Genomic DNA, 18,013 nt, shown 5'->3' on the forward strand with positions numbered 1-18,013 from the left:
GAAGAAAGTCATAAGAATTTATTCTTGTGACTTTTTTTTATATCATGCATAACCGATTACTAAATGAGCGGTTTTCTTATATTTGTGGGCACTACCAATAACATAACTTGTACAACTATGAATATTAAAATGAGTAGTTATTATTACCTTATTACCCTACTAGTTTTTAGTGTAATCCATACAAATACTTTTGCGCAAAATGAGCCTATCGGCAAGTTTAGGTCTTTTTCAATCCAAGGCCATTCTGGGGCTCACATATATTCTGGAGAAACTCTAGACGAAGAGCTACAATATGGCTATGGCGCAATAGATGTGCGCTATTCATGGCAACCAAGCACCGATACTGAATGGGCCAGGGACACAGGTTATGCCTCCTATGGTATTGGTTTTTACTCTGCTTCTATTGGCGACCCTCAAGTTTTTGGAAACCCAAATGCCTTGTATGGCTTTGTCAATTTTTACCTTAGCAATCCTTTTAGAAGAAACACTTTAGAACTTAGTCCTGCATTAGGATTAACTTATAATTTAAATCCTTTCAACCCTGAAACCAATCCGCTTAATGATGCTATAGGCTCCAGAATCTCCGTTTATTTTAGCTTGCATTTTGGAGGAGCTTACAAGGTTAATAGAGATATTGATTTCCTATATGGCATTGATTTTACGCATTTTAGTAACGGTAGAACTTACATGCCCAACTACGGGTTAAACCTATTTGGTTTCAATCTAGGCATGCGATATAACTTTAATGCCCTACAAAACAAGCACGACAAAAATCTTTACACTACGAATGTATTACCGTCACGATTTCAAAGGTCGGTAAGACCCAAAAGCCCTAAGAATGCTTTTGGTAATTCTATGGACATTTATGCTGCTATTGGAACCACCCAAAACGATGAAGATGCTGGTACCAGCAATCGCTATGGCAACTTTACAGGCTCCATAGATTATCGCCACTATTTCAATAAAATGCATGGAGCCTCTATTGGTTTAGATTTTATGATAGATGGATCGTTAGCAGCGGAGTACCCAGACTCAGGCGACCATTTTTTACTCGGAGCACATGCTGGGTATGATTTTATGTTTTGGAAATTAGATGTAAGGGTTCAGGCAGGAACCTACTTAACGGATAGCAGAGGTAAAGGTAATTTCTACCTGCGCCCAGCCATACAATATGAACTTCCTAAAAACCTGTTTGCTCAAATAGGTTTAAAAACCAGCAATGGTGCCGCAGCAGATTGGATTGAATTTGGTATTGGATGGAAACCATTTAAATGGTAAAAATTACTCTAACCATGTTTTAAAATCTTTAACACGCTCTCGTGCGACAATGACCTCCTGCTCCTTGTAGGAATTAAGTTTAATTTGAAGACGGGAGTTTGTATAACTCACCATATCTCTAATGGCATTTATATTAACATAAAACTTCCTATTAATTCTGAAAAAACTATGTGGTTCTAATTCATCTTCTAACTGCTCCAATGTATGATCTATTAAATAGTTTCTTCCTTCAGACGTATGTAAATAGGTACCTTTATTTTGACTATAAAAACACTCAATATCGTCAATATTTACAAGTTTTAAATGCTGCCCTACCTTTACTGAAAATCGTTTCTTATAAGCCCTATCAATTGGATTTACTAACATCTTTTTAATATCATTAAAATCAAGGGTAACCGCCTGTCTTGTAGGAGTACGTTCTTGGTACTTATGTACGGCTGTTTTTAAATCGATACCATCAATAGGTTTTAATAAGTAATCAATACTGTTCAGCTTAAAGGCCTGAAGTGCATACTCATCGTAAGCAGTTGTAAATATAATGGCTGATTTAATTTCAATTAATTCAAAGATTTCAAATGATAGACCATCACTTAACTGAATATCTAAAAATATCAGATCGGGGTGTTCGTGTTCCTTAAACCATGCGATTGATTCCTCCACAGAGTGCAACATTATTGTCACTTTTAAACCAAGATCTTCAAGCATACGCTTCAAGCGTCTTGCCGAAGGTTTTTCATCTTCAATGATTATAACTCTCATAAATCTTTATTTCCAAATTGTAGTTTCTTTTTCCATTTCTAAATATTTTCGGGCCTGCTTATCCTCCCAAGTCTTTCCAAAAAATGGCTTCCCATAAAAAACACGGCATCCATGTAGCACAATAAAAATAGTCCACCCAACCATTATTATACTATCAAACCAAATAAAAAAGTCTTTATACGATCCCTCAGCGATATACATATTGAAAGCGAGTAAGGCCATAACGATAATATACCCAATCAAATGAATATAAAACATTTTAAGGTTCCTAACCTTTTTTTGAGCTCTAATATAGCGCTCCTGTTCATCATATTTAGTCTCCATAGTTTTAGTATTTGCGAGAGTTTTGTTGCTCTCTATCCATATACTCACGTATTTTACGATCTTCCCAAGCTTTCCCAAAAATTAAATGCTTACCAAAAACCGCCATAGCATGAAACCCTAATCCTATTCCCCAAAAAATAGGAGTAGCAAAAGTTCCAAAATGCCATAATTCACCTCCATTAGAAAGGATCATCCCTATAATAAATATATTGACAGCAACATACCAGAAAGCGTGCCAATAAAAGCCTTTTAGTTCTTTTACTCGCTTTTCCGCTCTTAAATAGGCATCTTCTTTTCGATATATTCTTTTGTATTCCTCTACGTTTTGATTATCCATAATTAACAGTGTATTAATCCCAGTTTTTACGTTCCTCCTCCATGTACTTTTCTATCTTCCTTTTTTCCCAACCTCTTCCAAAGGACCCGTTATCCACAAAAACTCGAAACCCCTGTATAGCAAGACCTAGTCCCCATCCAAACATGGGAAACCAAAACCAATGAAACTGAGGAACGGTTTTTAAGTTGATAAATATTAAAAAAGGGATCACTAAAACATACGACCCCAGGCTGTAATAAAAGCCTTTAAGCTCCTCGACATGTTTTCTAGCTCTAATATAATTATCGTCTATTTGAGGTTTAGATGGTGTTCTCATAATTGATATTTGTTTAGTTAGCATAGGCACCGCTACAGCAAAATGCCCTGCGTCTTTTGTAATGTTTACTTTTTTATTCGTTAACAAATCATATCGCTGCTGGATATTACTTAAACCAACACCGCTACTTTTTTTAACTATTTGTTTAGGCTGTAAATTATTTTCAACTACTAGATCTCCTTGCTTTTCATAAATCTTTATATGCAAGGGCTTTGTTGTTGTTACCATATTGTGCTTTACAGCGTTCTCTAACAATAACTGTAAGGACAAAGGGACTACCTTACTTTCGGGATTCATGGCACGCTCTGGAGCACTAAAAACAATACTGTCTTCAAATCGCATTTTTAATAAAGACATATACGTTTTGGCAAATTGCAATTCTTCATCGACCGTAACAAGTTCTTTATTTTTCTGCTCCAAAACATACCGATATACCTTTGATAAGGAGGTAGTGAACTTTTGAGCGCTACCAGGGTTTTCCTCTATTAAGCTGGTTAAAACATTTAAGCTATTAAACAGAAAATGTGGATCTAACTGGTTTTTTAAAGCATCGAACTTGGCACTTGCTGTACCCGCAATAACCTTTTGTTCTTTTATCCTGTTTTGCTGGTACCTGTTATAAAAATAGATAGCATGAAATACAGCAAGAATAATAACCGTTATCCAGAGTCCAAATTGATAGTAACTAAAGCGCTCTCTTTCAATAAAATCGCTAAATGGTACTCCAAAATAAAATACCGTTATCACGACTCTTAAAACAAACAGCCCCAATAAAGTTATTATAATGGCTCCTAAAAAACCAATGATAATGCGCTTAATAGTATCATTTTTCTTCCAACCTCTATGCGCCATAAAATCAAAAAACGCCATGTTGGAATACCCAAGCACAAATGAATATAACTGATAAAATGCAAAACTCTCAAAAAACTCGTGACTACTTTTAAACGTAAATCCGCTTTCTAGAATATTACCAATAACAAAAACGATGCAGCCTATTGCAATGGTAAGTATGATACTTTTTAAGTGTTTAGACATAATTCAGTGATATGCTTTTAAATTACTTTTTACAAGTGTTCAATACTTGCTCTGCTCTTTCTGCACCCCAGTTAGGATGAAAAGGAGTTTCTGGCTTAAAGTTAGCAAAAAGTTCTATGGCACGTTCTATGTCCTTACAAAATGGCGAAGTATCCTGTCCAAAATATCTTGCGCTACCCATATCCCACTCAGCCTTACAGAACACAACTCTTGGGTTGTTTGGATCTATTTGTGATGCCTTCGCATAAAGCTGTGCTACTTTTGGGGACAGAGTCGCACCATATGTTGCCCCATCGTAGGCTACCCACGCTGTATGAAGCAAGGCTTGGAGCACCATAATTTCTGGGTTGTTTTTTGATAATGCCGTAGCATCATTAATCAAATCTTGAGCTTTGCCAAGTTGTTGAGCCAACTTTTCTTTATCGCGTTCTCCAAAACTGGATGTAATATTAATTTGTGCCGCATAATAAGGCGGCAGCCAATTATCTGGTTCTGCTCCAGCTATACGTTCAAAAAGATTAGAAGCTTCGGTTGATTGGTTGCTTCCCCATAATTGAAATGCTTTTTGCATTCCCTTTTCATAATTGGTTTGCGAATGGCTGATAAAAGAAACCAAAAATGCTGCAATGATAATTAAATGTTTCATGATAAAAAGTTTAAATTAATTTGATGACGCAAATATTTAAAGATGGTAGCAGGATATAAAAAGGGAATGACTGAATTGTAGATTTCTAATGACGAATTGTAACTCAGAATGTTAAAAAAAAGAAAGGCCGTTTAATTTGATTAAACAACCTTTCCTTACATAGATATAAAAAACCTTTTCAAAAATCTAATTAACCTTCCTGATATTTGAAAAAGATAGGAATAGCGTATGCCACCTTTACAGGCTTACCTCGTTGCTTCCCTGGTTTCATTTGAGGTAATTTCTTTACAATTCTTTCGGCTTCTTTTTCAAGGATTTCATCTGGGCCTCTCGATCTAACACCCGTAATATGTCCTTTAGAATCAATAATAAAGACAACAGACACCCTACCTTGTATTCCCATATCTAAAGCCATTTGTGGATAGTTAAAATGCTTAACCACATGCTCTTGTATTTTTTTTTGAAAACACTGTTTGGTCTGTGCTTTAGATAAGCCTTCACATCCTGGGAACACCGGAACATCTTCAATAATAGCAAAAGCAACTTCTACTTCTTCCTCTACTTCTTCTACGACAACCTCGCTTATCTCAACAGGATCTGCAATGGCTGTTTCTTGTGTAATCTCTGTACTTTCAATTATGGTTTCCTCTATCTCCTCTGTATCCTCTACAACGGTGACAGATTCACTCACCACAGCCGGAGGCGGAGGTGGAGGAGGTACATTGGTATTAATAATTGGTATTTCTTCCTCTATTTCATTCTGCACGTTTACAATACCTATGTCGACTTCGTCTTGTTCGTAAGTTTTGTATTCTAAAACTTGCCATGAAAAGAGCAACATTAAATTTAACCCGATAGCAAAATAGATACCGCTATTTCTTCCTATCTCTAATTGCGGGTTTTTTTTGGCTTCCATGATAATTTAATTTTAAAGTTTAGATCACCATCAACTTGGTAATTAAAGTTATCATATTCTCACCATAATAACTATGATATTTATCATATCTCAAAATATCCCACAAATACCGAGAATTCATTAACAAAAAATAATTTTAAGAAAATAATCTGTAATTCATTACAGAACGAGATCACGAACAACCAGTCTGTTTCAACCTTGTATTATCTATAGAAAAGACTCAGACTTTATGCCCTACAAATTATCCAGTTGATTGCTCTTTTTATCATCACTAATAGTCCAAAAGAAACCAATAAAGAAAAACTGGTCGGCCGCTGGCCGTAATGCGCGTCTATTAAAATCACCATTCATATCTGGAGTGTTTGAATATTGATAGCCATTAACATTTTTAAACCCGAGTGCATTATTTACAGATGCATAGAGTATTTTTTGCGGACTAATTAAATAAGCCCAATTTAAACTTAAGCTATTAAAAGGTTTCGCCGTTTCGTTTAAAAAGCCCGCCTTATTCGGGTTTGTATAGGTTCTCCCTGAGGCCCAACTATAAGCAAACCCTACTTGACTGCGCCATTTATCAATCCAATATTTCCCAACTACTGAAAGGTTATGCGTGTTTACAAAGTTTGGTTGGGCGGCGGTAGGGTAGTTTTGATAATCGCGTTCAGTATCTAAAAACGAATAGCTTAGCCAATATTCAAAATTCTTGAAACTAGAATTATCCCTCCAAAAAAGATCGATGCCCTTAGCATATCCATAACCATCATTATTAAACACACTTTGAAAACTTGGAAAATATCCTGAGTACTTTACCAAGTCATTATATTTCTTATAATAAGCTTCTGCCCGAAATAGTTTACGGTCTGCGTTGTACTGATAATTTAAAATATAGTGGCTGGTATTTTGCGACTTCACATCTTGAGTAAATTTTAAAATATTACTGGAAGGGTTTTGATAAAAATTCCCATAAGCCATTGATAACTGACTTGCTTTAGACAGTTTATAGGCAAAAGACACCCGTGGCGCAAAAGTAAAATCTTTAAAAACGGTACTATACTCACCCCTCAATCCTAGTTTAAATGCTAAATTTTTAGATATAAAAATATCGGCCTCAGCGAATGCCGCCGCCAAATTATCTTTATATCCGTAATTCACATTATTAATAGTCTCATCACCATAAGACTCTTCAAAATCCGTAGAGAAAAACTCTGCCCCCGTATATATTTTAAACCTATTGCTAACTCTATTCTTAAACTTTACCTTGGCATGAAAAGCATTATCAACACTATTAATATTTCGTTCCATTATACCTTGCTTATTTGAAGCTCGTGTATAACTCCCTCCTCCAAAAACGGACCATGTATCGTTTAAAACCCCAGAATAAGATCCATTAACGTATAAATTCTTATTATTCAGTTTGTACCTAAGTCCTTCAGAAAAATTGATATCCTCTTGAATCAACTCAAAATTTGTAGCATCGAAAGCCGCATATAATTTGATAAGTCCAGAGTTGGTTTTCTTTCTAAAAACAGTTTCTCCTGAGGCCATTTCATAAGGCTTTATCCAATCATTTCTATCTGGAAACAATGCTATATATGGAGCTAGATTAATATAGGAAGCATTGACACTTACCGAACTTTTCTCCCATTTTTGAGTGTTCCCCAAAGTACCACCAACACTCATTATTCCAATATCTGTTTTCTCTTGATCTGGTTCATCAATGGTATTCAACAAAAGCACACTTGACAAAGCTTGACCATACTCCGCAGAGTATCCACCTGTTGAAAACGTAATGCCGTCGAATAAAAAAGGAGAATAGCGTCCTCTTGAGGGAATATTATTAGTAGTTGGCGTGTAAGGTGAAAACACACGTATACCATCAATAAAAATTTGTGTTTCTTCGGCATCCCCTCCTCTAACAAATAGGCGTCCATCTTCAGCGACAGTTGTAGTACCTGGTAAGGTTTGTAGAGCACCTACAAAATCCCCTAAGGCACTCGCCGTTGTAACTACATCTAAAGGTTTAAGTACGTTCACCTTACTATTATCTCCTGCTGAAAACGTTCCGGCGGACAACACGACAGCATCTAAAGCATTAACATCTTCCTTCAACTTTATCGTTAAATCTTTCATATACGTTACGTCCCCCGCCATGGTAAATGTTTCAAAAGACAAAAAGGATACAACAAGAGATTTTGTACCTGTTTCCAAAGTTGAGAACGAGAAAGTACCATCTTCAGCCGTTGAGCCACCGTCATAAGTGCCTTCCAAATAAATATTAGCACCCATTACAGGTCGATTTTTTTCATCCAAAACAAGCCCATTAATTGTTGATTGCGCATGAATATATAAACCAAAAAGAAGAAATAAACTAGCGGTTAGTATTTTCATGATTCGGTGTTTTAAATTTTTTTAACATATCGTTTGATTTTTTTTGACAGAACAAATATGTACCCCTTTCCTGTTTTCAAAAACTCTTCTTTACCGAACTGTAAAAAATGAATGATGAATTGACATTTAAAAAAAAGAATAACCAAAATCTTAAACACATGTAAACAGCTGAAAATGTTACTTTTAAATAAGATCCACGAAAACCTTTAGCATTTTATAGATAAAATTGGTTTTATTTGTTGTAACATTTTATACCATTTCACTACCTACATAATAACTAAACCATCATCTTGAGTAAAACGCTGGAACATAGTTTTGTGGAGTTGCTTGAAAAGCATCAAAATATTGTACATAAAGTTTGTAGACTTTACACCAATAATTATGATGCTCACAATGATCTATTTCAAGAAATCACCATTCAATTATGGAAAGCCTACCCAAAATTTAGAGGCGACTCCAAGTTTAGTACGTGGATGTATAGAGTAGGGCTGAATACAGCCATTACACTTTATAGGAAGTCTAAACGCACCATAAACACACAAGATTTTGATGGGGTATCATTCAAAATAAAAGCAGAAGATTACGACAATACAGAAGAAGAACAATTAAAAGTACTTTATAAGGCCATACACCAATTAAACGATATTGAAAAAGCACTTGTTTTCCTTTATTTAGAGGATAAGAATTATAGAGAGATTAGTGAAACACTTGGAATTAGCGAGGTGAATGCACGTGTGAAAATGAATAGAATTAAAACCAAACTAAGAACCATTTTAAATCCCTAGTTTATGGATGAATTAGATTTATTAAAGAAGGACTGGAACAAAAAACCTGAAAATAAAAAACTCACAGCACAGGACATTTACCCTATGCTTCAAAAAAAATCGTCCTCTATTGTAAAAACCTTATTCTATATAAGTATTGCAGAACTTGTTTTCTGGACATTGATAAACATTATTCCTTATTTCACATCGCCAGCCTACCGCACCCAATTAGATAATGTTTATACTAATAAATTTGTACTTGTATTAATTAATGTAATTAGCTACGCTATTATTGGTTTATTCATTTATTTATTGTTTAAAGCTTACAAATCAATTTCTGTTACCGACAACGCAAAGAAACTCATGGAGAGCATATTAAAAACCAGAAAAATTGTAAGCTATTATGTGATATACAATCTCTCAATAGCCTTTATCTCTATGGTAGTAGGCCTATATTTTGGCATAAAACACAACCCTGAGATCTCGGCTAAACTAGAACACTCAAGTAACTATGAAATTTTTGTTATCTATGGCTTCCTCACAATTTTTACAGTGGTATTTGTTTTGTTGCTATGGTTGTTTTATAAACTTATTTATGGCTTACTTTTAAGGCGTTTAAATAAAAACTATAAAGAGCTAAAGAAATTAGAAGTTTAACTCCAATAGTTTTTTCACTTTAACTTAAAGAGGGCTTACGGTTTCGCGTTATTTTATTAGGCGCGGCTCTTATTTGTCGAATAAACCTAATTTAAGTTACGTTTAATAAAACTCAATATTTATAACTTAAAACGTGTTATGGAATGAAACTATAATCATCAATAAGTTTTACCTCTCCAACTTTCATAGCGTCTAAATTCATGTTCCCCACCCTAACTCTTACAAGCCTTAAAGTAGGATAACCAACAGCCGAAGTCATTTTTCTAACTTGCCTGAACTTGCCCTCTCGAAGTGTAATAGACACCCAAGATGTGGGTCCATGCCTATCATCTCTAATTTTTTTAGAGCGCTCTGGTAATTGAGGTGCTTCACTTAATTTATGAACCTTACACGGTTTTGTTCGATACTTTTTACCTTCTATACCTATTTCAACACCTTGTTTCAATTCTTCTATAGCACATTCTGAAATGTGGCCGTCTATCTGAGCATAGTACTCTTTTTCTACTTTTCGACTGTTTATAAAATCACTTACCTTGCCGCTAGTAGTAAGCAATAGCAAGCCTTCTGATTTTTCATCAAGTCTGCCAATAGCCATGATACCCGGTGGAAAATTATACAAACTGCTTAAAAATCGCTTTGACTGCTGTTTGGAATCATTGCTTTTAAACTGACTCAAAACCCCGTAAGGTTTATAAATTGCAAAATGCTTATGATCCTCTTTTGAATATTCCATTATTCTGCAATATTAAATACATTTCATTTTTCCTTTGAAATAATCTTAAAAAGAATATTTTCTAAGCAGGATATTTTTATTGATTTTGTTAAATAAATTAATATTCAGGTGAAGTTCAGTATGTCTTACTTGCAATTTCTTTTTAAACCTAATACTAGATTTGTTGAGATACTCGGTAATACTATATACCGTATCTATGCCTTCCTTCTTTAGCAATTCACAACAGTGATACCTTAAGTAAGGGGCAATATTTCTTCCTCTAAAAGATTCAAAAGTATACATACTATGCAAATAAGCTTCATTGGATTTAAACTTAAATGTTCTACCTCTAAAACTATAGTTATCTCTTTGAACGAACATATAAGCAACAAGATCTTTATAACACCTCAAGCCAATACAAGCTTGTCCATCTTCAAAATATTTAATTAAATCCTTGTGAGCTATCCCTTTTACAACCTGTTTCACATAAACTAAATCTTCTTTGCCTAAAAACGAAACCTCAAATCCTGATTGATCTCCGGCAATGCATGGTGGTTTTATCTTATCTTTCCCTTCTATGGTCCAATAATAAGGCATCACATCTATACCAATATGAGCAAGGCGATTCCGTATGCCTTGAAATAGCATACCATATTTTAAAATATTCCAAAACCACTTAACTTTGTAAAAGCGTTCTTGTCGACCTAGTTCCATGTATAAATTCAATATTGAGTAAAATACAACTTTGTTTTTTCTTACAAAAAAAAGCACACTGAAGTATTGAACTAATAGCTACTGCACAATATGCTATACACATGCTCTTTGGTAAATGGCATACCCTTCAAACTACTTCTTACTACATCATAAGGCACCTTAAAATCACACCCCGATTTGTATGCCGAGCACCCATAGGCTGTTTTTCCTTTAATAACTATTCCTTTCTTACACTTTGGACACTCTAATCTATTTACAGTTTCTTCAGAATCCACTACTTTTTTAGGCTCCAATTTTAACTTAAAATAGTCATCAAAACGCAGTAAGCCTTCTGTTGCTCCTTTCTCCGTCTTAAATCCTTTAAGGTTCACCGTAGAACCTTTTTTTAAAAGCCTTATAAACTGTTTTTCAGAAATCTTCTTACTTGCGAACTTAAAAGGTAACACAAAATCGCACCCAGTTTTAAATAATGAGCAACCATAAGCCGAATTTCCTTTGATAATATATCCTTCTTTACATTTCGGGCAGGTTTCAGAACTTATACCCTGTTGTCTCTTGGTGCTTGTTTTAACTTCCTTCTTTTTCCTGTTAGATTCATAGGAAATATTGGCTCGTTTGGTTTCGCTTCGAACTTCATAAACTAGAGCATCCACCATTCGCTTCATGTTACTTATAAATGCCTTTGCGCTAAACTCACCTTTTTCAATATCCTTGAGCTGCTTTTCCCAAGATCCGGTTAGTTCTGCCGATTTTAGCAGGTTATTTTTAATGGTTTCTATGAGTTGAATACCTGTTTCTGTTGGTAAAACCTGCTTTTTATTACGTTTAATATACTTTCTTCTAAAAAGTGTTTCAATTATATTCGCTCTAGTAGACGGTCGACCAATCCCATTTTCTTTCATTAAATCGCGCAATTCATCATCATCAACCTGCTTTCCTGCCGTCTCCATAGCTCTTAATAAGGAGGCTTCTGTAAATTGATTAGGAGGCTTAGTTTCCTTTTCTAAAAATGACGGTTCATGCATTCCTTTTTCTCCCTTTTCAAAAGTAGGTAGAACCCCTGACTCCTTTTTTTTATCGTCAGGATTTTCAAATACTATGCGCCACCCTTTATCAAGAATCTCTTTGCCTGTGGTTTTAAACATAACTTGAGCAGCAACTCCCGTTACATTTGTATTAGATACGGCACAGTCTTCGTAAAAAACAGCAATAAAACGTTTCACTATAATATCATAAACTTGCTGTTGGCTATAAGCCAAGTTAGTCTGCAAGCCTGTTGGAATTATAGCATGATGATCGGTAACCTTTTTATCATTAAAAACCCGTTTCGATTTTTTAATCGTCTTGCCAATTAAAGGTTGGGTAAGTGATGCATAATTAGTTAATTTTTTAAGAATGCCTTCCACTTTTGGGTAAATATCTGTTGGCAAAAAAGTGGTATCTACTCTGGGGTAAGTCACTACTTTACGCTCATATAATGCCTGTACAATTTTTAAAGTTTCTTCGGCTGAAAACCCGAATTTTGTATTACAATACACCTGCAACCCTGTTAAATCGAACAGCTTAGGCGCATACTCTTTTCCCTTCTTTTTTATTATAGATTTAATTTCAAAAACACTTTGTTTCACTTTATTAGCCATAGCTTCTCCATCTTCCTTCTTTAAAAAGCGTCCCTCCTCATAGCTAAACAAAGTATCTCTATACATAGTCTGCAGTTCCCAATATGGCTGTGGTTTAAAGTTTTCAATAGCTTTAAATCTCTGGACCACCATTGCTAATGTTGGTGTTTGAACTCTTCCTACAGACAAAACTTGCTTATAACCACCATGTTTCAGCGTGTATAGTCTGGTTGCATTTATGCCCAAAAGCCAATCCCCAATCGCTCTAGAAAATCCAGCATAATAGAGGTTATCGTATTGCTTTGAAGGCCTCAAGTTTTCAAATCCTTCCTTTATTGCTTCGGTGGTTAGCGATGATATCCATAAACGCTGAACCTCGCCTTTATAATTGGCTTCATTGAGCACCCACCGCTGGATGAGCTCGCCTTCCTGACCAGCATCGCCACAGTTTATAACCACATCTGCTTTATCAAATAACGCCTTTACTACTTTAAACTGCTTTTGAATACCTGAATTAGAAACCACTTTTGTTTCAAATTTCTCAGGCAGCATAGGCAAGTTATTTAAATCCCAGCTTTTCCAATATGGCTTATAGTCTGTGGGTTCTTTTAAAGTACATAAATGACCAAACGTATATGTAACGGCATAACCATTACCCTCAAAATAACCATCTCGTTTAGTATTTGCACCCAATACAGAGGCAATCTCTCTAGCAACGCTGGGCTTTTCTGCGATACAGACTTTCATTTACTTATTATTATTGAAGCAAGGCAAAGTAAAAATTTTCCAGAATTTTAAAAAAGGGACTTATTAGGAGTTATTAACGGACTTTCTTAATTTTTAAAGACAGTTGGCTTACCACTCTCTTAACTTGTCTAATTCTGCTTGAGCCTTGATTTCAGACTTGGGTATAACTTTTAAAAAAGACGGGTGCTGCTCTATTGCAAACTCAATTTTCTTGACAATTTCATCAGTCGTTTCATTATCATAATCTATTTCAAGCGGAGCCTTGATTTCCATAGATTGTAATATATTTTTCTTCTTTACGCGCAGTCCTTTTTTATCAAACGAACGCCGAAACCCATCAATAACAATAGGAATCACAACAGGGTTATAGCGTTTTATAATATGTGCTGTCCCTTTTCTTATAGGCTTAAATGGTGTGGTTGTACCTTGAGGAAAGGTAATTACCCAGCCATCATCAAGAGCTTTACCAATATTAGAGATATCACTCATCCTTACCTGCCTGTTCACATCTTTTCCTTCAGACCTCCAAGTACGCTCAATACTAATAGAGCCCACATAGGCCAAAATTTTTGGCAACAAGCCTGCTTTCATAGTTTCTTTAGCGGCTACATAATAAATATTTAGCTTAGGATTCCATATGTAACCAACATGTTTAATAGAGTCTACACGCCCACTTAAACTAGCATTAAACACATGAAACATAGCCACAACATCAGCAAAGTATGTTTGATGATTTGATATAAACAGCACATTGGTATCAGGAAGGTCTTTAAGAATCTCGGATCCTTCAATTTGTAACTCGTTAAATCCTCTAAACCTTCTATGGGTAAGCAGTCCGAAAACTCGAATAATCCACTTCTTTAAAAATAATATATGTCCAAACGGATTTCTTTTAAACAATCCCATAAATCACACGTCAAATTTGTTGGTTGGTCACAAAGGTAATAAATCTGTGAACTACACAAGTTGTTTTAATAAGTCTTTAATTTCACTGAGCATCATGGCGGTAGCTCCCCAAACCACATGATTATTCAATTTAAAGGCAGGCACCTCAACATCAACACTATAAGAGGTTTTAACCGTTCTTGTAATCAATGCCGATTCGTCTAAAAAGTCGTCCAAATTTACTTCTATAATAGCTTCTACCTCATCCTCTTGCTTAACAAAACGCGGTGTTTTTTGAGTAATGCCTATAAAAGGTTGCACATAAAAATTGCTTGGTGGGATATAAACTTGTGATAACTTTCGTTTTATTTCAACCATACTCGAGGAGACTCCAACCTCCTCAAAAGTCTCTCTTAAAGCTGTTTTTTCAAGATTCCTGTCTGAAGCATCCAACTTACCTCCTGGAAATGCTACTTGTGCAGAATGCACCCCTTTATAGGTCTTCCTTAAAATAAGCACAAAATGAGTCAGGTTACCATCGCTTGGATAAAAAAGAGCCAGAACACCAGCCTCTTTCGCTGTACTAACAGCTTTTTCTTGCTGTTTTAAAAGTGCTCTACGAAATGGCGGTACCATTTTAAAGTGGGAGTCTTCTGCTGGAAGCGGTATATTTTTTATTTTTGAAAGCGATTGTAAAAAAACATCAAAATTCATTTATGAGAACTGTCCTAGGTTTTTGCTTCTTATTTCTGTTTTTAAACTGTGAAGATAAAAAAACAAAACATAAGGCTGAACCGCAAATTGAAAACACTAAACAGGTAAAACAAACAAAGAAAAAAACTATTCCTGAGTTACCGGAGCGAGAATTCCCCAAGCTAAATTCAAGAAGTGCCATGGATTTCTTCTTAGAGTACGATAAGCATCATAAAGAAAATAAAGTGCGGCTAACAACAGATTTTGGAGAAATTGATATCCTGCTTTTTAATGAAACCAAGTTTCATCGCTCTAATTTTATTTGGTTGACTAAACAAAACTATTTTGATGGCACTCAATTTTATCGGGTAATTGATAATTTTATGGTTCAAGCAGGAAATAGCGATGACAAAAAAACAGCCAGAAAAAGGGCTCATATTGGAAAATATCTGCTTCCTGCCGATACTAAAAGAGGATTCAAACATGATAGAGGCGTTGTTTCTATGCCTAGTAGCGAAATTGACAATCCGCATAAATTAGCATCTCCCTATGAGTTCTTTATAGTGCAACAAAAAGGAGGCGCACATTTTTTAGATGGTGATTATACCATTTTTGGACGTGTTACTAGAGGTATGGATGTGGTCGATAAAATTGCTGCTGTAGACACTGATGACGGGGACTGGCCGATGAAAAATATTTATATTAGAAAAGCTGAGATTATTAATTAGAAACCGTTTCCCGGCCCCGATTTATTACCGTAAATACTAGGCAAGGCAATTTTAAATTTAACCGCAAGTAACCTTATTACAACCACCATAACTGCAGCTATTATAAACGCCACATTGTTTTTAATAGGGAGCTCACTAAGTAAAAAGTACGCAGTACCTCCTAAAATACAAGCGGTTGCATAAATCTCTTTTCTAAAGATAACGGGAATCTCGTTACACAATATATCCCTTATAACACCTCCAAAACTTGCCGTTATAGTTCCTAAAGCAATACAAATTATAGGATGTAGTCCTGCTAAAATCCCTTTTTCAATACCAACAAGGGTATATAGGCCAATACCAATAGTATCAAATAAAAAAAGAGAGGTTCTCAAGTAATTAATTTTACTTTTAAACACAATGGCTAATACAGAAGCTGCAAGAATGGAATAAGTATAATTCATATCCTGCATCCAGCTTACAGGCGTATTACCAATAAGTAAATCGCGCAATGTACCACCTCCAACAGCGGTTACAAAGGCTATTATTAATATTCCAAATAAATCCATTTTTTTGTTGATAGCCACTAAAACGCCAGAGATGGCAAAAGCAATAGTTCCAAGAATATCAATTGTATAAAACATACCCATAAAAATTCACCTTAATTCATAGAGTGATAAAAAATTAAAACAAAAACTATTTACCTTTTACTTAAAATAGCCTCTCCTTTTGTTAATACAAAGAGAATAGTCATATGTTCAACTACATATTTTGCGTATAAAAATTATAGTCCTTTAATATAACATCAATAAATTCAATATCTGTCTTTTGAATTACGTTCTTAATACCAACAACATCTATAATCTTAGACCTCAACTTAATTAACGTTTGATAATCTTTAGAGGCTCGGGCCACGTTAAAGGTATCTTTTATAATGCGGGCATCATTATCAGACAGCTTAATAACATTGGGATAGCTAGGCCTATAATCGTCTCTTAAATCTTCTAAAATGGTATGGTTTATACTAACACTATCTTTTAAACTAATAACTGCCGTTCCCGCCGCCATATCACCTAAACGCTGGGTTTTTCTATTAAATAGCATGACGAAAAAACCCAAACCAAAAATATAAACATCTACAATTCTAAAAAACCAACGTACCACGTAATCTGAAAATGATGCTTGATACCCATCAAATTTAACAACTCTTATTTTCATAACCCGTTTACCTATAGTCTGCCCTTGAAAAAAAGACTCCAAAGCCAAAGTATAAAACATTACAGGAAAGCTTAACACTGTATTTATCGCAATTTGCGACCACTGATCCATATTGTCGAATGCTCCAAAAGTCCAATTAAGAATTAACATGTAACCAATCTTAATTACCGAATCTATAATAAAAGCAAGCAAACGCACTCCAGGACCAGAGGCATTAAACGAAATTTTCACATTTTGAGTAGTGTTAATTTGTAACTCTGACATATTATATTTTAATTTATCAAATATATGAGAGAAGTTTCATTCATCAAGCAAAATAAGGAAAAATGGTTAAGTTTTGAAAGGGCTGTTTTTCAAAACGACTTCGAAAACCCAGATGAATTAGCCTCGCAATATATTCAGTTGATTAATGATTTGGCTTATGCCCAAACTTACTACCCAAAAAGTAAAGTTATTGCTTACCTAAATCAACTAGCTGCCAAGGCTTTTCAAAAAATTTATAAGACCAAACGCGAAGATAGTCACAGAATCTTTAGTTTTTGGAAAACCGAAGTCCCTCTTATTTGCTATCAGTATAGAAAATTCATCTACGTTGCTTTCATCATCTTTTTTGCATTTACATTTATTGGCGCCATTTCTGCAGCCAATGATGAGGGATTTGTTCGCTCTATTTTAGGCGATAATTATGTAAACATGTCTCTAGAAAACATTGAAGCCGGCGACCCTGTGGCCGTATACAAAAGTGGTAGCAATTGGGGCAGTTTTATAGGAATAACCATTAATAACCTTAAAGTGGGTATTATTGCATTTGTACTAGGCGTATTTTTAGGTATTGGCACCTTATACATCATGTTTAACAACTGTATTATGTTGGGATCGTTTCAGTATTTTTTTTATGACAAAGGTGTGTTTTGGGAGAGCGTTAGAGGTATCTGGATTCATGGCGCTATGGAAATTTTTGCCATTGTTATAGAAGCCGCCGCAGGCTTACTTCTTGGTGCTGCCATTTTATTTCCAGGCACACATTCAAGATACACATCCTTTAAAATAGGAGCAAAAACGGGTATTAAAATTTTAATAAGTACATTTCCTTTTACATTTACAGCTGGTTTTTTAGAAGGCTTTGTTACAAGATATTCTAACATTATGCCGCATTGGTTATCTGTTGGCATTATACTAACTACGCTTAGTGTTATTACATATTACTATTTAATTTACCCTTATAAAGTGCAAAAACAAATTACACAACCCAAAAATTTTAGTTCACTTTCTCTTTGAAAAACTTTCGATGTCATAAC

General features: G+C 35.0%; 19 protein-coding genes. 5 read left to right on the forward strand and 14 right to left on the reverse strand.

Annotation, left to right across the window (positions count from 1 at the left end; translation table 11 throughout):
• The first annotated feature begins 63 nt into the window (after positions 1–63).
• Entirely contained in the window at positions 64–1,278 is a 1,215-nt protein-coding gene (locus E5D58_RS11180) for an acyloxyacyl hydrolase (RefSeq protein WP_136481950.1), read from the forward strand.
• Positions 1,279–1,281: 3 nt separating this feature from the next.
• Here the strand turns inward: E5D58_RS11180 and E5D58_RS11185 are convergent, their stop codons facing one another.
• From E5D58_RS11185 to E5D58_RS11215, 7 genes are all read right to left on the reverse strand, one after another.
• Positions 1,282–2,037, reverse strand: a complete 756-nt coding sequence (locus E5D58_RS11185; protein WP_136481951.1) for a LytR/AlgR family response regulator transcription factor — start codon at positions 2,035–2,037, stop codon at positions 1,282–1,284.
• 6 nt (positions 2,038–2,043) lie between these two features.
• The gene (locus E5D58_RS11190; protein ID WP_136481952.1) at positions 2,044–2,361 is read right to left on the reverse strand and encodes a 2TM domain-containing protein; all 318 of its coding nucleotides are present in this window, start codon (positions 2,359–2,361) and stop codon (positions 2,044–2,046) included.
• A gap of 4 nt (positions 2,362–2,365) precedes the next feature.
• Positions 2,366–2,698, reverse strand: coding sequence for a 2TM domain-containing protein (locus tag E5D58_RS11195; RefSeq protein ID WP_136481953.1), 333 nt, complete (start codon positions 2,696–2,698; stop codon positions 2,366–2,368).
• A gap of 13 nt (positions 2,699–2,711) precedes the next feature.
• Positions 2,712–4,049 carry a 2TM domain-containing protein gene (locus E5D58_RS11200; RefSeq protein ID WP_136481954.1) on the reverse strand — a complete coding sequence of 446 codons (1,338 nt, stop codon included), beginning with the start codon at positions 4,047–4,049 and terminating at the stop codon, positions 2,712–2,714.
• A 22-nt stretch (positions 4,050–4,071) separates the two neighbouring features.
• Positions 4,072–4,695 (reverse strand): hypothetical protein, encoded by a 624-nt coding sequence (locus E5D58_RS11205; RefSeq protein WP_136481955.1) that lies wholly within the window; start codon positions 4,693–4,695, stop codon positions 4,072–4,074.
• Positions 4,696–4,885: 190 nt separating this feature from the next.
• Positions 4,886–5,611 carry an energy transducer TonB gene (locus E5D58_RS11210; RefSeq protein ID WP_136481956.1) on the reverse strand — a complete coding sequence of 242 codons (726 nt, stop codon included), beginning with the start codon at positions 5,609–5,611 and terminating at the stop codon, positions 4,886–4,888.
• A 234-nt stretch (positions 5,612–5,845) separates the two neighbouring features.
• Positions 5,846–7,999 (reverse strand): TonB-dependent receptor, encoded by a 2,154-nt coding sequence (locus E5D58_RS11215; protein ID WP_136481957.1) that lies wholly within the window; start codon positions 7,997–7,999, stop codon positions 5,846–5,848.
• A gap of 290 nt (positions 8,000–8,289) precedes the next feature.
• Here E5D58_RS11215 and E5D58_RS11220 point away from each other — a divergent pair, with 290 nt between their 5' ends.
• Complete coding sequence (locus E5D58_RS11220) at positions 8,290–8,784, forward strand: RNA polymerase sigma factor (protein WP_136481958.1); 495 nt, start codon at positions 8,290–8,292, stop codon at positions 8,782–8,784.
• A gap of 3 nt (positions 8,785–8,787) precedes the next feature.
• On the forward strand, positions 8,788–9,420 hold the full coding sequence (locus E5D58_RS11225) for a hypothetical protein (protein WP_136481959.1): 633 nt from the start codon (positions 8,788–8,790) through the stop codon (positions 9,418–9,420).
• Positions 9,421–9,556: 136 nt separating this feature from the next.
• Here the strand turns inward: E5D58_RS11225 and E5D58_RS11230 are convergent, their stop codons facing one another.
• The 5 genes from E5D58_RS11230 to E5D58_RS11250 all read right to left on the reverse strand — a co-directional run bounded on the left by E5D58_RS11230 (position 9,557) and on the right by E5D58_RS11250 (position 14,811).
• Positions 9,557–10,153 carry a pseudouridine synthase gene (locus tag E5D58_RS11230; protein ID WP_136481960.1) on the reverse strand — a complete coding sequence of 199 codons (597 nt, stop codon included), beginning with the start codon at positions 10,151–10,153 and terminating at the stop codon, positions 9,557–9,559.
• A gap of 45 nt (positions 10,154–10,198) precedes the next feature.
• Positions 10,199–10,846, reverse strand: a complete 648-nt coding sequence (locus E5D58_RS11235) for a GNAT family N-acetyltransferase (protein ID WP_136481961.1) — start codon at positions 10,844–10,846, stop codon at positions 10,199–10,201.
• A gap of 71 nt (positions 10,847–10,917) precedes the next feature.
• A complete protein-coding gene (locus E5D58_RS11240) occupies positions 10,918–13,212 on the reverse strand; it encodes a type IA DNA topoisomerase (RefSeq protein WP_136481962.1) in 2,295 nt (764 codons plus the stop codon).
• A gap of 108 nt (positions 13,213–13,320) precedes the next feature.
• Positions 13,321–14,118, reverse strand: a complete 798-nt coding sequence (locus E5D58_RS11245; RefSeq protein ID WP_136481963.1) for a lysophospholipid acyltransferase family protein — start codon at positions 14,116–14,118, stop codon at positions 13,321–13,323.
• Positions 14,119–14,169: 51 nt separating this feature from the next.
• Positions 14,170–14,811, reverse strand: a complete 642-nt coding sequence (locus E5D58_RS11250; RefSeq protein ID WP_136481964.1) for an NUDIX hydrolase — start codon at positions 14,809–14,811, stop codon at positions 14,170–14,172.
• A gap of 2 nt (positions 14,812–14,813) precedes the next feature.
• Between E5D58_RS11250 and E5D58_RS11255 the strand changes: the two genes are divergently transcribed.
• The gene (locus E5D58_RS11255; protein WP_136481965.1) at positions 14,814–15,518 is read left to right on the forward strand and encodes a peptidylprolyl isomerase; all 705 of its coding nucleotides are present in this window, start codon (positions 14,814–14,816) and stop codon (positions 15,516–15,518) included.
• Here the strand turns inward: E5D58_RS11255 and E5D58_RS11260 are convergent.
• Positions 15,515–16,141 (reverse strand): trimeric intracellular cation channel family protein, encoded by a 627-nt coding sequence (locus E5D58_RS11260; RefSeq protein WP_136481966.1) that lies wholly within the window; start codon positions 16,139–16,141, stop codon positions 15,515–15,517. The genes E5D58_RS11255 and E5D58_RS11260 overlap by 4 nt on opposite strands.
• A gap of 118 nt (positions 16,142–16,259) precedes the next feature.
• On the reverse strand, positions 16,260–16,979 hold the full coding sequence (locus E5D58_RS11265; RefSeq protein WP_136481967.1) for an RDD family protein: 720 nt from the start codon (positions 16,977–16,979) through the stop codon (positions 16,260–16,262).
• A gap of 24 nt (positions 16,980–17,003) precedes the next feature.
• Between E5D58_RS11265 and E5D58_RS11270 the strand changes: the two genes are divergently transcribed.
• On the forward strand, positions 17,004–17,993 hold the full coding sequence (locus E5D58_RS11270; RefSeq protein WP_136481968.1) for a stage II sporulation protein M: 990 nt from the start codon (positions 17,004–17,006) through the stop codon (positions 17,991–17,993).
• Positions 17,994–18,013: the final 20 nt, after the last annotated feature.

Origin of the sequence: Cognatitamlana onchidii (assembly GCF_004804355.1) — a bacterium.
Classification (GTDB): domain Bacteria; phylum Bacteroidota; class Bacteroidia; order Flavobacteriales; family Flavobacteriaceae; genus Cognatitamlana; species Cognatitamlana onchidii.

Bases quoted from the DNA above. Each gene is read 5' to 3' on its own strand.
- E5D58_RS11180 (WP_136481950.1), top strand. From the start codon at position 64: ATGAGCGGTTTTCTTATATTTGTGGGCACTACCAATAACATAACTTGT.
- E5D58_RS11185 (WP_136481951.1), bottom strand. From the start codon at position 2,037: ATGAGAGTTATAATCATTGAAGATGAAAAACCTTCGGCAAGACGCTTG.
- E5D58_RS11190 (WP_136481952.1), bottom strand. From the start codon at position 2,361: ATGGAGACTAAATATGATGAACAGGAGCGCTATATTAGAGCTCAAAAA.
- E5D58_RS11195 (WP_136481953.1), bottom strand. From the start codon at position 2,698: ATGGATAATCAAAACGTAGAGGAATACAAAAGAATATATCGAAAAGAA.
- E5D58_RS11200 (WP_136481954.1), bottom strand. From the start codon at position 4,049: ATGTCTAAACACTTAAAAAGTATCATACTTACCATTGCAATAGGCTGC.
- E5D58_RS11205 (WP_136481955.1), bottom strand. From the start codon at position 4,695: ATGAAACATTTAATTATCATTGCAGCATTTTTGGTTTCTTTTATCAGC.
- E5D58_RS11210 (WP_136481956.1), bottom strand. From the start codon at position 5,611: ATGGAAGCCAAAAAAAACCCGCAATTAGAGATAGGAAGAAATAGCGGT.
- E5D58_RS11215 (WP_136481957.1), bottom strand. From the start codon at position 7,999: ATGAAAATACTAACCGCTAGTTTATTTCTTCTTTTTGGTTTATATATT.
- E5D58_RS11225 (WP_136481959.1), top strand. From the start codon at position 8,788: ATGGATGAATTAGATTTATTAAAGAAGGACTGGAACAAAAAACCTGAA.
- E5D58_RS11230 (WP_136481960.1), bottom strand. From the start codon at position 10,153: ATGGAATATTCAAAAGAGGATCATAAGCATTTTGCAATTTATAAACCT.
- E5D58_RS11235 (WP_136481961.1), bottom strand. From the start codon at position 10,846: ATGGAACTAGGTCGACAAGAACGCTTTTACAAAGTTAAGTGGTTTTGG.
- E5D58_RS11240 (WP_136481962.1), bottom strand. From the start codon at position 13,212: ATGAAAGTCTGTATCGCAGAAAAGCCCAGCGTTGCTAGAGAGATTGCC.
- E5D58_RS11245 (WP_136481963.1), bottom strand. From the start codon at position 14,118: ATGGGATTGTTTAAAAGAAATCCGTTTGGACATATATTATTTTTAAAG.
- E5D58_RS11250 (WP_136481964.1), bottom strand. From the start codon at position 14,811: ATGAATTTTGATGTTTTTTTACAATCGCTTTCAAAAATAAAAAATATA.
- E5D58_RS11255 (WP_136481965.1), top strand. From the start codon at position 14,814: ATGAGAACTGTCCTAGGTTTTTGCTTCTTATTTCTGTTTTTAAACTGT.
- E5D58_RS11260 (WP_136481966.1), bottom strand. From the start codon at position 16,141: ATGTTTTATACAATTGATATTCTTGGAACTATTGCTTTTGCCATCTCT.
- E5D58_RS11265 (WP_136481967.1), bottom strand. From the start codon at position 16,979: ATGTCAGAGTTACAAATTAACACTACTCAAAATGTGAAAATTTCGTTT.
- E5D58_RS11270 (WP_136481968.1), top strand. From the start codon at position 17,004: ATGAGAGAAGTTTCATTCATCAAGCAAAATAAGGAAAAATGGTTAAGT.